Source organism: Hyphomonas johnsonii MHS-2 (genome assembly GCF_000685275.1).
Taxonomy (GTDB): Bacteria; Pseudomonadota; Alphaproteobacteria; order Caulobacterales; family Hyphomonadaceae; genus Hyphomonas; species Hyphomonas johnsonii.
Genome location: NZ_ARYK01000008.1, coordinates 117,865 through 132,118 on the forward strand (window position 1 = coordinate 117,865; position 14,254 = coordinate 132,118).

Annotated in this window: 12 protein-coding genes and 2 pseudogenes; 6 read left to right on the forward strand and 8 right to left on the reverse strand. The window is 60.8% G+C overall.

All coding sequences use genetic code 11. The features are described from left to right. Nucleotide 1: 1 nt before the first annotated feature. Nucleotides 2-388, reverse strand: a pseudogene (locus HJO_RS18965) (hypothetical protein); the annotation flags it as partial. Between the two features lie 297 nt (nucleotides 389-685). On the opposite strand from HJO_RS18965, the gene HJO_RS14915 reads away from it, so the two are divergent. Further along, entirely contained in the window at nucleotides 686-1,771 is a 1,086-nt protein-coding gene (locus HJO_RS14915) for an alpha/beta fold hydrolase (protein ID WP_035618397.1), read from the forward strand. A 394-nt stretch (nucleotides 1,772-2,165) separates the two neighbouring features. Here HJO_RS14915 and HJO_RS18970 read toward each other — a convergent pair. Beyond that, a pseudogene (locus tag HJO_RS18970) lies at nucleotides 2,166-2,267 on the reverse strand (LysR family transcriptional regulator); the annotation flags it as partial. A 45-nt stretch (nucleotides 2,268-2,312) separates the two neighbouring features. Continuing rightward, nucleotides 2,313-3,527 (reverse strand): CaiB/BaiF CoA transferase family protein, encoded by a 1,215-nt coding sequence (locus HJO_RS14925; protein WP_035618400.1) that lies wholly within the window; start codon nucleotides 3,525-3,527, stop codon nucleotides 2,313-2,315. Nucleotides 3,528-3,634: 107 nt separating this feature from the next. On the opposite strand from HJO_RS14925, the gene HJO_RS14930 reads away from it, so the two are divergent. Beyond that, nucleotides 3,635-4,579, forward strand: a complete 945-nt coding sequence (locus tag HJO_RS14930; protein WP_035618401.1) for a hydroxymethylglutaryl-CoA lyase — start codon at nucleotides 3,635-3,637, stop codon at nucleotides 4,577-4,579. Nucleotides 4,580-4,601: 22 nt separating this feature from the next. Next, the gene (locus HJO_RS14935; protein WP_035618403.1) at nucleotides 4,602-6,035 is read left to right on the forward strand and encodes a sodium/proline symporter; all 1,434 of its coding nucleotides are present in this window, start codon (nucleotides 4,602-4,604) and stop codon (nucleotides 6,033-6,035) included. 32 nt (nucleotides 6,036-6,067) lie between these two features. Here the strand turns inward: HJO_RS14935 and HJO_RS14940 are convergent, their stop codons facing one another. Beyond that, entirely contained in the window at nucleotides 6,068-6,889 is an 822-nt protein-coding gene (locus tag HJO_RS14940) for an IclR family transcriptional regulator (protein WP_051618663.1), read from the reverse strand. Nucleotides 6,890-7,089: 200 nt separating this feature from the next. Here HJO_RS14940 and HJO_RS14945 point away from each other — a divergent pair, with 200 nt between their 5' ends. The 3 genes from HJO_RS14945 to leuD are packed head-to-tail and all read left to right on the forward strand — an operon-like array spanning nucleotide 7,090 to nucleotide 10,552. After that, nucleotides 7,090-8,493: an FAD-dependent oxidoreductase gene (locus HJO_RS14945; protein ID WP_051618664.1), complete on the forward strand. Its 1,404-nt coding sequence runs from the start codon at nucleotides 7,090-7,092 to the stop codon at nucleotides 8,491-8,493. Continuing rightward, nucleotides 8,493-9,911 carry a 3-isopropylmalate dehydratase large subunit gene (locus HJO_RS14950; protein WP_035618407.1) on the forward strand — a complete coding sequence of 473 codons (1,419 nt, stop codon included), beginning with the start codon at nucleotides 8,493-8,495 and terminating at the stop codon, nucleotides 9,909-9,911. The genes HJO_RS14945 and HJO_RS14950 overlap by 1 nt, the downstream gene beginning before the upstream one ends. After that, nucleotides 9,908-10,552, forward strand: a complete 645-nt coding sequence (gene leuD / locus HJO_RS14955; RefSeq protein ID WP_035618409.1) for a 3-isopropylmalate dehydratase small subunit — start codon at nucleotides 9,908-9,910, stop codon at nucleotides 10,550-10,552. Before HJO_RS14950 ends, leuD begins: the two co-directional genes overlap by 4 nt. 5 nt (nucleotides 10,553-10,557) lie before the next feature. Here the strand turns inward: leuD and HJO_RS14960 are convergent, their stop codons facing one another. From HJO_RS14960 to HJO_RS14975, 4 genes are read right to left on the reverse strand one after another with little or no spacing between them, the layout of a single operon-like run. Continuing rightward, nucleotides 10,558-11,358 (reverse strand): GntR family transcriptional regulator, encoded by an 801-nt coding sequence (locus HJO_RS14960; protein WP_051618665.1) that lies wholly within the window; start codon nucleotides 11,356-11,358, stop codon nucleotides 10,558-10,560. Between the two features lie 38 nt (nucleotides 11,359-11,396). After that, complete coding sequence (locus HJO_RS14965; RefSeq protein ID WP_035618487.1) at nucleotides 11,397-12,305, reverse strand: polysaccharide deacetylase family protein; 909 nt, start codon at nucleotides 12,303-12,305, stop codon at nucleotides 11,397-11,399. Beyond that, on the reverse strand, nucleotides 12,305-13,264 hold the full coding sequence (locus tag HJO_RS14970) for a polysaccharide deacetylase family protein (protein WP_035618411.1): 960 nt from the start codon (nucleotides 13,262-13,264) through the stop codon (nucleotides 12,305-12,307). Before HJO_RS14970 ends, HJO_RS14965 begins: the two co-directional genes overlap by 1 nt. Further along, entirely contained in the window at nucleotides 13,261-13,938 is a 678-nt protein-coding gene (locus HJO_RS14975; protein WP_035618413.1) for an isochorismatase family protein, read from the reverse strand. The genes HJO_RS14970 and HJO_RS14975 overlap by 4 nt, the downstream gene beginning before the upstream one ends. Nucleotides 13,939-14,254: the final 316 nt, after the last annotated feature.

A 14,254-nucleotide genomic window follows, 5' to 3' on the forward strand; every position in this document is an offset into this window, starting at 1 on the left:
TTCACAGCTGATTGGAAGGGCGCGGAAACGACACAAAGCCTGAATGTTTTCGACTCATATGGGAGACTGCAAGGTCATACCGGATGATACGCTTGAGCCAATTCTCCCTGGCAGGCACGCACCAGGCGGCGGCTCCTGGGAGCCGGCGTTCCCTTGGAGAAATGCGACGACAACCAACACCCCGTCCTGAAGGCGAGGCGCGCAATTCAGAAGGAAAGGACCGACACCTTCGCGAAATGCGATGGGCCCCCTGGGCGGGCTTTCGCCACGCCGATCCTGATTGCCACAAAACCGCCCCACGCTTCATCATACCTGAAATATTCATCCCGAGACTGCGCCCCAACACATCCCGCCACCGCACAATCGTCAAATCCCGCTCCCTTTCGACTACGGCTTTCCGATCTTCTCACCCGGTTTCCGTCCTCCCTGACCAGCCCCATGCAGCCTGCATGTCAAATACAGCCCAACGAGGAAATAACGCGCAACCAGAATGACATTCCAGCGACTGTAACGACACCGAAAACCAACGCCGTGCGACAGCGAACCAGGCGCGCCCAGCGGGAGACTCAGGCATACGCAGCACAAGCGTAGGCATTGGGAATATCTGCCGGAATCGTGCCATGTTGCCATCTCCGACGGGAGGCGTACCTTGGCAACCTATCGCAGCAGACAAAAGGAGCGCTTGATGCGAATTCTGTGCGCACTCACACTCATCGTGACATTGCTCGGCGTGGGGCGCGCGACCGCCGAAGACTGGCCGGCCCTGGCAGAAAGGCATTCGGTCGACCTGACAGATTTCAGCTTCAGCACAGGCGAGACACTGTCTTCGATCACCATGAATGCCTACACGCTGGGCACGCCCCGGCGAGACGCGGACGGCCGCATCGTCAATGCGGTGATGCTGCTTCACGGAACAGGCGGCAGCGGCCTGTCCCTGCTGCGCCCCTCTTTTGGCGATGAGTTGTTTGGTCCGGGACAGCCGCTTGACCTTGAACGCTATTACATCATCTCCCCCGACAATTTTGGCCACGGCGACAGCTCGAAGCCGAGCGACGGCCTGCACGCTGGGTTCCCGCGCTACGACTACGACGACATGGTGGAGGCGCAGTACAGGCTGCTGACCGAGGGCCTCGATGTGCACAGGCTGGAGATGATCGTCGGCACTTCAATGGGGTGCATGCACGGCTTTGTGTGGGGAGAGACCCATCCCGGCTTTGCGCGCCGGCTGGTTCCGCTGGCCTGCAATGTGATCGAGATCGCCGGACGCAACCGAATGTTCCGCCAGATGATCATTGACGGCTTTGAGCAGGACCCGGCCTATGCGGGCGGGGACTATAGCGATGCTGGGGACCTGAAGACGGGGCAGGCCATCTGGGCCAATACCCTGGTGCTCGCAGGCGCGAATCCCTATCGCATGCAGGCAGATGCGCCCACGCGCGCGGAAGCAACCGAGCAGCTGCACAGCACGCTCGAACGGTATCGCGCCCATCCGGTTGATCCGAACGACACGATCTACCAGTTCGACGCGTCCCGGAACTACAATCCCGCGCCGCGCCTGTCGGAGATCAAGGTGCCGGTTCTCTGGATCAATTCGGCGGATGATTTCATCAATCCACCGGGCCTCGGAGCCCCCGAAGCGTTTGCAGCGGAGATGCCGAATGCCCGCTTCATTCTTGTCCCTGCGAGCGACGAGACACGCGGCCACGGCACGCACACCTGGCCGATCTTCTGGAAGGACGACCTGACGCGCTTCCTCGCAGACAATCCGTAACACGAACGGCTGCGTCCGGGGTATTCCTGGCGCGATCTCGGTGACGCACGCCCGGCATTGGCTCATGGCACGGCCAGCCAGGCACCTTGTCCACCGTACAAAACACCAAGGCGATCCAGCCGGTTCTCCCATCGATATTTGATCTTCAATCAGTATACGGTTGAGTTCAGAGCGTTCGGGAAATAGCAACCAGACCGGTCCGGCTACTCTCCTGCGGCCCCAAAAGCGGGTGTTGCAGCCTTCGAATCTCCAGAAAGAATTGCGTGAGACGTTGCCTCAGTCCTCGGCTCCACAAACGTCTCGCATGCGGCCGCGCAACCATCGATGCCCCGTGATCTTGCCCCATGCCAGGGTGACTCGATCTGACGACGCCGACCAGCTTGTCGCGGAACTAGGCCGCGCTTCGCACTTCAGGCCCGAGGGAGTCTTCTATCACGCCGGTTTCGATATCGACGCGGCCATCACGCAGCGGCGCGCTGTCCTTGTCCGCCTTCTGACGATGATCAGTTCCCTGATTTAATCCGTGACGGTGCCGCGGCACTCACCCGTCAGCTTTGTCGGGCGGCACCGTATCGACCTGGGCGATCTGGCGGTCGCACAGGTCCTCGATCATTCGCGCCGAGAAATCCAGGCTCGCGAGGATCTCCGAAGTATGCTCGCCAATGCGCGGAGGATTGGCGTAGAGCCCATGGCGCACACCAGCCATGCTGATGGGCAGGGACGGCAGCTTGGCAGTCTTGCCATCTGCCAGCGTCATTTCGATCAACCCCCCATTTGCATTGAGGTGAGGGTCGTCACACAGGTCCTGCGGACGGGAGATCGGCGCAAATGGCAACCCGCACAATTCCAGTTTGGCCATCAGGGTGTCGCTGCTGTACTCGCAGAACAAGTCCCGCAGGCGCGGCAGGATATATTCGCGTCGGGCGACCCTGCCCGTATTGGTGGCCAGATCGGGATCTTCGGCCCAATCCTCAAGGTCGAATGCTGCGCAAAAGGCGGCCCACTGTGAATCGGACACCACGCCGACAAACACCTTCTGGTCGTTCTTGACATCGAACACGTCATAGACCGCCCAGGCGGAAACCCGCGCCGGCATCGGGGCGGCTGCAACACCTGTTACGGCCTTTTGGGCGATGTGCTGGCCGACAAAGAATGCAGTTGTCTCGAACAGGGCCGAGCTGACATATTGTCCGGTGCCGGACATCGATCGCTGATGCAGCGCCGATAGGATGGCGATCGCGCCGAACATGCCGCCGCCGACATCGATGACCGACGCGCCTGCGCGCAGCGGCCGACCGGGCGGACCGGTCATGTAAGCGAGCCCGCCCATCATCTGGGCGACTTCGTCCAGCGCGGTCCGGTGCGCGTACGGGCCATCAAGGAACCCTTTTTCCGAACAATAGACGAGACCGGGATTGCGCTTGCTGAGCGCGTCATAGCCAAATCCGAGTGCGTCCAGGGCGCCGGGCCGGAAGTTCTCGACAAATATGTCCGCGCTATCGACCAGTCTGAGGGCAATATCACGCCCTTCATCTGATTTCAGGTCGAGTGCGACAGACTTCTTGTTCCGGTTGTACATCGGGAAGTATCCGGCGCCCGATCCGCCAAGCCTGCGCGTCTTGTCGCCGCCGATGGGTTCGACCTTGATCACTTCTGCGCCGAGGTCAGCGAGGATGAGCCCTACCGTGGGGCCCATGACCATATGCGTGAACTCGATTGCTCGCAGGCCGACTAAAGGTTTTCCATGAAGAGACATAACAGATCCAGTTTGATTAGAACAATTCCAGCTTCTGGATGTCTGCAGCTGGATTCAGGCTGACAATACAAGCTTTTCAAATGTGCTCACCTTGCGGAGAAATCGGGATGAATGTTCTCATCAGTGAAGTCGGACCGAGGGATGGTCTCCAGAATTGCGATCGGATCATGGCTTCAAGCGACAAGATGATGTGGATTCATGCGGCGCGAGCGGCCGGCATAAGGGAGATTGAAGTCGGAAGTTTCGTGTCCAGGACGCTGTTTCCGCAATTGGCAGACACAGCCGACCTGGTGGCAGAATCAGTACAGATCGACGGTCTGGCGGTGGCGGTCCTGGTGCCCAATGTCCGCGGCGCTGAAATGGCGTTACGCGCCGGAGCCCACAAGATTACGCTGCCATTGTCCGTCAGCGAGACGCACTCCATCCGCAATATCGGCCGCACGCATGACCAGGTCATCGCAGAAGCCGAGGCCATCGCCGGGTTGATCTCAAGTTTGCCGGCCGAAGCGCGGCCGCATTTTGAAGGCTCGCTTTCGACCGCCTTTGGCTGCACGATCGAAGGCGCCATTCCCGATGCGAAGATCCTCAGCCTGGCAGATCGCCTGATGCAGGCGGGATGCGCTGAAGTGGGCCTGTCCGACACGACCGGACTGGGCAACCCGGCATCGGTGCGCCGCCTGATCCGGGCCGTGCGAGGCGTTATTGGCGATGACAACCTGACCGGGGTTCACCTGCACAATACCTATGGTTTGGGCCTGGCAAATGCGCTAGCGGCCTTCGACGAGGGGATCACGACATTCGATTCCTCGCTGGGCGGTCTCGGGGGCTGTCCGACATCTCCAGGAGCGAGCGGGAACATCGTGACCGAAGATCTTGTGTTCATGTTTGAATCCATGGGCGTGGACACCGGCGTCGACCTGGACCTGTTGATCAGGTGCCGGGACCACATCGAGGCCGGCCTGCCAGGAGAGGCCCTTTTCGGGTTTACGCCATTGGCGGGATTGCCCCGCGATTGGCCTGAGCCCGCCAATCCTGACGTCAGCGCCCAGTGAGTGACGGCGTGATGGGGGGCTTATGAGCAATTCTGCTGCGTTGATCGCGCTTGTTGTCTACTCAGGCGTGCTGGTCGGTGTCGGCCTCTGGGCGGCACGGCGTGCAAGATCGGAGGACGCATTCCTGCTGGGCGGGCGTGTGCTCGGACCGGTTGTTGCGGGACTCGCCTATGCCGCATCGAGTTCGTCGGCCTGGGTGCTGCTGGGCTTTTCAGGCTTTGTCTATGCTGCCGGCCCCTCGGCGCTCTGGATGCTTCCCGGCATCCTGGCGGGGTACGCGGCTGTCTGGTTCTGTGTTGGCGGTGTGCTCCAGCGCCAATCGAAACTGAGGGGACACCAGACGCTGATCGACTTTCTCGTGGAAGATTGCCCGCCCCGCGCAGCACGCCTGATACGGATCGCCGCGGCCATGATGATCACATACTGTTTCTCCTGGTATATCGCCGCCCAGCTGCAGGGGGCAGGGCAGGCCTTCAACGGCATGTTCGGTATCAAAACCGAGTTCGGCATTCTGCTCGGCGCCGCACTGGTCCTCGCCTATACTTTCCTGGGCGGCTTTCAGGCCGTGTCGCAGGTCGACATGTTGCAGGGTTTGCTGATCGCGCTGGTGTCTGTCGTGCTTCCGGCGGCAGCGTTCATCGCTGCCGGTGGCCCGTCGGGTATCGGACAGATGCTGGCTGAAGCGCCGCCGGCCTATCAGGGCTGGACAGGCGGCCGTGCCGGCTGGGCCGCGGGTGGGTTCGCGCTCGGGCTTGCCGCGATTGGCTTCGGCGCGCTCGGCCAGCCGCATCTGATCGCCTGGATCATGGCGACCAGGAACAGGGCTGCGCGCATCACGGGCGGTGGAGTCGCCTTGTCGTGGGCGCTGCTGGTATATTGCGGCATGGCGGTTCTGGGCCTGTCGGCGCGGGCCGTCTTCGGCGGCGACCTGCCAGCGGAAAGCATCTTTTTCGAATCCGCCGCCAGATTGTTGCCCGACATATTTGCCGGAATCATTGCCGCGGCGACCCTGTCTGCCATCATGTCCACGGTCGATAGCCAGATCCTTGTTGCAGGGGCTGCGCTCAGTCACGACCTGGGGCTTGCCCGCACGAAGCGGTTTCGCGCCGTCGACGTGTCCAGGTTTTCCATCCTCGCCGTCTGCTGCGCAGCGATTTGTGTCGCGTTATTCTTGCCGTCTTCCATCTTCGAGCGCGTATTGTTCGCGTGGGTCTCGCTGGGCGCTGCCTTCGGGCCGATTGTCGTGGCGCGAGCGCTCAAGGCTAGGCCTGGCGGTGACGCCACCCTGGCGGCCATGGTGGTCGGGTTTGTGGCCGCATTGATCTGCATTTTCGGATATGGCTGGGCCCCCACCAGTCCCTGGGCCACGGTGTTTCCGTGGACGGCTGCCGTGGCGGTCCTCGGCGCCGGGGAAGCGTGGGGCCGTCTCAGGCCTGGCGGCCGGGCTGGCGTGTAGCACGAGTCCTGGCGGCTGGCGCCCTGGCTGAGTCAGGCGGTTGCGACCGCGAGCACTTCATTGATCTTCTGCTGGGTGTCTTTCAGCGGCTGTAGCAGAGACTCCCGCGCTGAATCGCGATTGAGGGTCGTGGCGAAATACGCGATGGTGACAGCGCCGATCACGCGGCCCTGCCGAAACAGGGGCATCGAGATACAGGAGGTGCGGCCAGGCGTAATTGTGTGCGGCACGCGTTCGACGATTGCGTAGCCCTGTTCACGAATTTCGGTGAGGTCTTCCAGCGGGTCGAGCAGGCAGTTCGGATCGCCGGGTGTTGGCTGACGGGGCCCGAGGTTCTTTGCGATCAGGTCAAGTTCGTCCTGCGGCAGGGCTGCGAGGAAGGCCTTGCCATCGGCGCTGTAAGCGATCGGCAGGGAGTAACCAGGATAGTAACTGGCGAATGTAAGTGAGGTCAGTGCGTGAGTGCTGTCTCGCAGGATCATCTGATTGCCGACACGCGTCACGATGGAGACCGGCCAGCCAAGCTGATTGGTCAATTCCACAATGAAGGGCCGCGCCAGCCGGACGAGTTCGTTCTCGTCCTGATAGCCGTACGAGAGCGATTGCACCGGCGGAGCCGGCCTGTAATTCTTTCTGGCCGGCTCGCGTTCGATCATGCCTTCATGCACAAGTGTCTGCACGATCCGGCAAGCGCTGGGATAGGGCAGTTCGGACTTTCGGGCGATTTCCATCATCGAGATCGAGCCCGCACGATTGATGATCTGAATGATCTTGAGCGCCCGACTGATGGATCGAATGGGGATACCCTTGGGGCTGACCTCATCGGATTCTGTTCCAGGATCTATCTGGGGCATGGGCGATATCTCGTGCTCGGTGAATTGGTATATCAATTAGGGCGACGCGATATTGAAATGTCAACTGCATGAGCATTTATGCGGACATTCGGGTGCCATATTTTGATTGCCTGTCGATAAACCTGGCAATCGCGCTACAAGATGATGCAGCCGCCGGAGTAACATGTCCGAATGGTGGATGATGCGGATGGAGGAGAATCTTGAGCGTTGAGTTTCGAGACGAGTGTCAATTTGACATAGCCTTGCCGGTTGTCGTCATCGGTGCGGGGGCGTGCGGGCTCTGCGCCGCCCTGGCAGCCCATGATTCTGGCGCCGATGTCCTCGTCCTGGAACAGGACAAGACGCCCCTCGGCACGACGGCCATGTCGACAGGACTGATCCCTGCGGCAGGCACGCCGGAGCAGCGGGACGCCGGCATCGAGGATTCACCAGAGATTTTCGCGCGCGATATCCTGGCAAAGCATGGCGGGCAGACGGACGCGTCAGTGGTGGACGTCCTGGCCGCGACGTCGGCAGAAACCATCAGATGGCTTCGTGATAGCCATGCATTGCCACTTTCCCTGGTCGAGGGCTTTACCTATCCGGGCCATTCGCACCGGCGCATGTACGGTACGCCAAACCGCTCGGGCACCGAGCTGATGGCGGGCCTGCAACGGGCTGTTGTCGAAGCGGGTATCGATATCCTGACGCAGGCGAAAGTGATCAGCTTGATCTGCGACGCGACCAGGACAGTCCGTGGGGTCCGGATCATGCGCCCTGGCGGGACGATCGAAGAAATCGGATGCGACGCGCTTGTGCTCGCATCCAGCGGGTTTGCAGGCTCCAGGGAGATGGTCGCACATTTCATTCCCGCGATGGCCACGGCGGTCATACACAGCCACCCGGGCAATCAGGGGGATGCCATAAAGTGGGGGGAAGCCCTCGGTGCGAGCCTGGCGGACATGGGCGCCTATCAGGGCCATGGCGGGTTGGCTGTTGATCATGGTGTTCCCATCCTCTGGCCGCTCATCATGGAAGGCGGCATCCAGGTGAACCGGTTGGGGCGCCGTTTTTCGGACGAATCGAAAGGGTATTCCGAACAGGCTGAAACCATCCTCAGCCAGCCAGACGGCGTGGCCTGGTCCATCTTCGACCAGACGCTTTATGACATGATGCTGCAGTTCACGGATTTTTCCGATGCCGTCTCGGCCGGCGCCATCAAGTCTGCCGGCACGCCGGAACAACTCGCCGAAGTGCTGGGGCTTCCCGCCGGTGCACTCGTCGCGACCTTGCTTGAAGACCAGGACCTGAAGTCAGGCCGGCTTGAGGATGAGTTCGGGCGTGATTTCAGGGGCCGGCACGTCCTGCGTGCCCCCTATTATGCGGCCAAGGTCACGGGCGCCCTGTTTCACACACAAGGGGGGCTCTGCGTCGATTCCGATGCGCGCGTGCTGGACACAACCGGCTGCCCTTTCCCCAATCTCTTCGCTGGCGGCGGTGCGGCCCGAGGCATCTCGGGTGGAGGCAGCAGCGGCTATATTGCCGGAAATGGCCTGTTGACCGCCACGTCGCTCGGGAAGATCGCCGGCCGCGCCGCAGCGCGGCACGTTGCTGAGGGTGTGTGATGCCACAGACCCTGTTTGACAAGATCTGGGACGCGCACACGATTGCGAGCGGGGCCGGCGAGGCTGCCCTTGTGGCGATCGATTTCGTGTTTCTTCACGAGCGCACCGGCGCTGTGGCGCTGAATTCGCTTCAAAAGGCCGGTCGGGAGATTCGCCACCCGTCGCGTGTCTTCTGCACGGTCGACCATATTGTGTCGAACGCGCCTGAGCGTTCGGAATCTGACGCGCGCAGTCCGGGAGGTGACGTGTTCATCCGGGAGACCCGCGCCGCTGCCCAGCGTACGGGGATCAATTTCTTCGACGTCATGGATCCGCGCCAGGGTATTGTCCACGTCATCGCGCCCGAGCTGGGCATTGTCCAGCCCGGCGCCACCCTGGTTTGCCCGGATTCCCATACCTGCAGCCTGGGCGCCTTCGGAGCCATGGCGTGGGGGATCGGATCGAGCGAGGCGGAACATGCGCTGGCGACGGGCACTGTGCGTGTCGCCAAGCCGAAGCAGATGCGAATTCGCATTGAAGGCCAGCTTGGCGCAGGCGTATCCGCCAAGGATCTCGCTTTGCATCTCATCCAGGTCCACGGCGCCGATGGTGGCCAGCGCATGGCCATCGAATTCGCCGGATCGACGATACGCAACATGAGTGTCGAGTCACGCCTCACCCTGTGCAACCTGGCAGTTGAGTTTGCAGCCTTCACGGCGCTCATCGCTCCCGACGCGGTAACGATCGACTATCTTTCCGGGCGCGAATTTGCGCCCACAGGCCACGTGTGGCACCTGGCGCGCGAGTCCTGGGGCAAGCTGAGAAGCGATGCGGATGCTGTCTTCGATGCCGAGATCGAGATCGACGCGGCCGATGTGCCACCTGTCGTAACGTGGGGCACGAGCCCGGCCCAGGCGTGTTCCGTCCGCTCCGGCGTGCCGGAGATCGCGGCCCTGCCGGCGCCCGCGCAGGCGTCGGCCCTGAAAGCGATGGCCTATATGGGATTGTCGCCCGGGACGGCGGTGATGGGGCTGCCGGTGGACGGCGCGTTCATCGGCTCATGCACCAATGGGCGTCTTGAGGACCTGCGGGCAGCGGCGAGTATCCTGCGCGGCCGGACCGTTGCGCCCGGTGTGAGAGCGGTCTGCGTGCCGGGCTCGCAAAGTGTGCGTGTCGACGCTGAAGCAGAGGGCCTCGACAAGGTGTTCCGCGATGCAGGATTCAGCTGGGGCGCGCCGGGGTGTGCCATGTGTTTCTATGCGGGCGGCGAGACTTTTGCGCCTGAAGCGCGGGTGATGAGTTCGACCAATAGAAATTTCGAAGGCCGGCAGGGACCGGGTGTGAGAACGCATCTTGCGAGTCCGGCCATGGTGGCAGCGGCAGCAGTTTCCGGTTGCATAACCGACTGTCGGGACGTGCCGGGAAAGGCCGCGACATGAACCGTCAGATAACCAGGTTGCAAGGCATCACGGCCTGCCTGCCGTTCGACAATATCGACACCGATCAGATCATCCCATCCCGGGAAATGAAGAGCACCTCAAAGACTGACCTGGCGGCGGGCCTGTTCGCCGGATGGCGGTACGTCTCCGCCGAGAGCCGCCAGTGCGATCCCGACTTCGTCCTGAACCAGGCGCGATGTGACGGCGCCAGCATTCTCGTCAGCCGGTCCAATTTTGGCTGTGGCTCGTCGCGCGAGCATGCCGTCTGGGCTTTGCGGGAATTCGGTTTCAGGTGCATTGTCGCGGCCTCATTCAGCCAGATCTTTTTCCGCAATTGCATCAATAACGGTATTCTGCCGGTCGTCCTTCCGGCCGCGGCGATAGGTCAAATCGAGGCCTTGTTTGCTCATGACAATTCCGTACTCCAACTGGTCGTCGATTTGCCTGAGCAGGCCATTTCGCCAGCTGGCGCAGCCTCTGTTTGGGCCTTTGACATCGAGGCATCGGACAAGGCGGCGCTGATGACCGGGCGCGATCCCATCGCGGTGACGCTGGAAAGCGACAGTGACATCCGCGCTTTCATCGCACGTGACCTCGAGCGGCGCCCCTGGATCTACAGCCAGGCGCGATCAGGCACCTGAGTCACTCACTCTGAGGGCATGAGCGTTTCGATATTCGACATGCGCATGTGATACTGATAGCGATCTGGCCGGTAATTTGCGATCGTGTATTGTATCGCCCTGAGGTTTTCGTCACGAAGAACACGACGGATGGTGAGGACAGGCGCGCCTTCAGCGAGCATGAGTTCCTTGGCCATTGGGCCTTCGGCGGATCGGGCAAGTATTGTCTGCTCGGCGCTGACGACGGGTGAACCTGCCTCTGCAAGCAATGTGGCAAAGGGGCGCCAGGCCAGCTCGGTCTCATCAATCCTGGCTGCGATATCCATCGGCGTATGGTTCACGATATAGGAAAAGGGCGCATTCTCGAGATGCCGGACGCGCTCGACCTGCTGCACCATGGTTCCGAGGGGAACAAAAAGTTCCCGTGCCATTTCCTCGTCGACTTCGATGACCTGGATACTCTTCAGGCTGATCTCTGTGTCAAAGCCCAGCCTGTGCAAATGTTCCATGGGGCTGGTATAATCACCGCGAACTGTCGGGATGGTCGCGCTGTATGACACGATTGTCCCTTTGCCGCGGTAGCGTGTCACAAACCCGGACGAAGCAAGTTCATTCATCGCGCGCTTGATCGTGATTCGCGAGACGCCCAATGAACGCGCCAATGCCTGCTCAGCTGGAAGGCGCGCATTGAAGCTTACCTCGCCGCCTTCGATCTTCTGCCGCAATAGCGCGTAAATCTGTTGGTACAGTGGTGTGGTCGCGTGACTGTCGATCTCGCTTTTTGGAATATTGAAGTCTTGCACACCCGCTCCGCTTACCATCAGCATCCGTGAATTCGTCCCCCATGGACGATCGATGACCTGTTTTACTCAGCCGGTTGCTTGAAGGCATCAAGTAAATCACTCGCAGAGGTGAGGAGCAACTGTTCCTGGCGCACAAGTGCGTCAAGCAGCTCCCGCAAGGCGTGGATGCGAAAGGGTTGCCCGACAACATAGGGGGTCAGCGTGAACCCGAAGAGCTGCGCGCCGCGCCTGGCATGCTCGTCGAGCAGCAATCTTGCGGCTGCCAGGATCTGGGCCACCCACTCGCTCTCCGTCTGCCGCTTGCCTGTCAGGAGATTGACGTCATTCAACTCATTCAAGAGCGGCAGGCAATCGAGTGCGCCATGGTTTGTCTTCATTGCGATCGGCACCTGATCCATCTCCCAGTCGAGGCAGGCGGTAAAGCCGGCTTCACGCACGAGGTCGGGCGTATTGAAGGATTGCGTCCTGGCCGGGCTCATCCATGTGGTTGGCCGCAGTCCGTGCGCGTCGAACCTGGCGCAGGTCTCGCTGATGAGGTGGCGCTCCTCGTCTAGCGACAAGCCGGCATGATGAATGTGATCAGTAGACAACCCATGAGCTGCAATCTCATGGCCCGCCGCCCTGATCCGGTCGATCAGGGGCGCGCAGTAATCGAGCAGCAGCGCGTTCACGGCGAATGTCGCCTTCAATCCGCGTGACTCGAGTTCCTTCAGGATGCGGTAGACACCGACACGCAAACCATAGTCGCGCGTCGTGTAGTGCCGCAGATCCGGGTAGGGCGTGACCATCGCGCCAGGGTGCAGAAAGGGTTTTCCGCTGGGATTGAGTGGGAAGAATTCCAGCGGCACGACGATGAATGCACCGGCTTTGACTTCGCCGCCGATGCGTAGCGGTGCGCGCCGGGCTGAATAATCCCAGCCGTATCGGTCATGGTCGTTGCCATACCGGCGGTGTTCATAAGTATCGGGCATCATGGGTGTCCTGACAGATTGGCAAATCCGGTTCCGGCGCGCGGAACCCCTCGCGTCCGGATGTCCTGAATGGACTGATCCCAGTAGGTCTCCCTGAAATATTGGGCAATTTCAGCTCCGGTCGCGAACCAGACGTCGTCAGCGTGGCTGGTTATATGCTGCAATGCGTCTTCGAAGGCGGCTATGCGGTGGGGCTGGGCGACGAGGTAGGCATGAAGCGGGATGCACATGACCGTTCCACTCTGTTCGCCCTCTTCCAGCAATTGATCGAAGTGGCGCTTGAGCACATCGGTATAACGCGCGGGAGATTGTGCGAGGGCGCCATAGGTGATGACGTCGTTGATCTCCAGCGAATAGGGCAGGGAGACAAGCTTGCCGGACGTCGTTTTCAGAGGTTGGGGCTGATCGTCCTGGAAAAGGTCGCATGTATACCAGAAATCGTTCTCGGCGATGAGGTCGATGGTGCGTTCGGTATGCGTTAGCGCCGGTGCCAGGTACCCGCGAATGCGCTGGCCGGTCATCTTCTCGACCGACATTATGCAATCGTGAAGCATGGACCGCTCGGCGTCTTCACTCATGCCGTAGGAATAGCGCGTGTTGTAGATTCCATGGGAAAAGAATTCCCAATTGCGCTTGACGCAGTCCTCGATGATTTCCGGATGGTGGTCGATGAGCGCGATATTCAGGGATACCGAGCCGCGCAGGCCATATTTGTCCAGCAACTCCATGAGCCGAAGGTGCCCTATGCGGTTTCCGTAGTCGCGTTGCGAGAAGGCGACAACATCCGGATTGCCCCGGGGCCACGGCTTGCGGCTGGGATTCGCAGGTGGATCGAACTCGTAATACTCGATGTTGGGGGCGATCCAGAAGGCAAGCTTCTTGCCACCAGGCCATACGATTTTCGGCCGGTGTTCATAGGGCCAGAAATCGTAGAGGTTCGGATCGGCATGGCGGGTCATCGGTCGCCCTCGTAGGCGCTAATCCATGCCAGCACGGCGTCCACGCTGACGACGTCGGCGTATTTGAGGTGCAGGTCAGTCAAGTTGGCGAAGTGGTAGCTCTCATGCTTGTCGGCGACGCATTCGATCGGAACGATGGTCCGGTATCCGTGGGAGAGACTGTCGACGGCTGTTGCGCGGACGCATCCGGACGTTGAGCCGCCTGTGACGACGACCGTGTCGACGCGATGCCAGTTCAGGAAGCTGTTAAGGGGGGTATCATGAAAGGCAGACGGCATCTGCTTGACGTAAACAGCATCGACCGCGGAATCGATTCGCAGCCGATCGTCGAATTCTGACCGCTGTGATCCGCGTTTGATATTCTGCAAGCTGTCGGGTGTGTTCGTCCGCGTTCCCCACACGCCCGCGTCCGCGGCATTCTCCATATAGGCGACATGCGTCCACACGACAGGGAGGTTCTTGCGGCGCGCTTCCCAGGATATCCGGTCTATGTGGCGAATCTGCAGCGGATCGGTGATGTAAGCCGTCTTTGGAAACAGGTCGGGCCGGGTGTAGCTCTTTTGAGGGTCGACGTTGACGATAGCCAGTTTCGTGCCAAATCCGAAGGGTGCCCGGTTGGGGTTCGCCCAGACATCCTCGAAGATTTCTCTCGCTGACTTGTTTGAGCGTTCCATGGTGGAGGCCTGCGTATTTTCCGTGTGACTCATGTTTTGCTGTTTCTTTTGCCTGTTTAAGCGTTGTTTTGGGCAACGATTGCTCGAAGTGTTCGGCCGCAAGGACGGTCGACGAGACAGCGTGATGGCTTCGCTCACCCTCACGCGCATATAAAGATTAGGACCCGGTCAGAGGGTAATCACCCGGCAATGACGCAATTATCGCCCTTCGATCAAACGACAGGGGCGTTGCCCATGGCGCCTGATCGCGTATCGGCCGTCCGGCCGGGGGCGGACCGGCAAGGCAGCTGATAACCGCCCGGTTCGCGCGACAGTG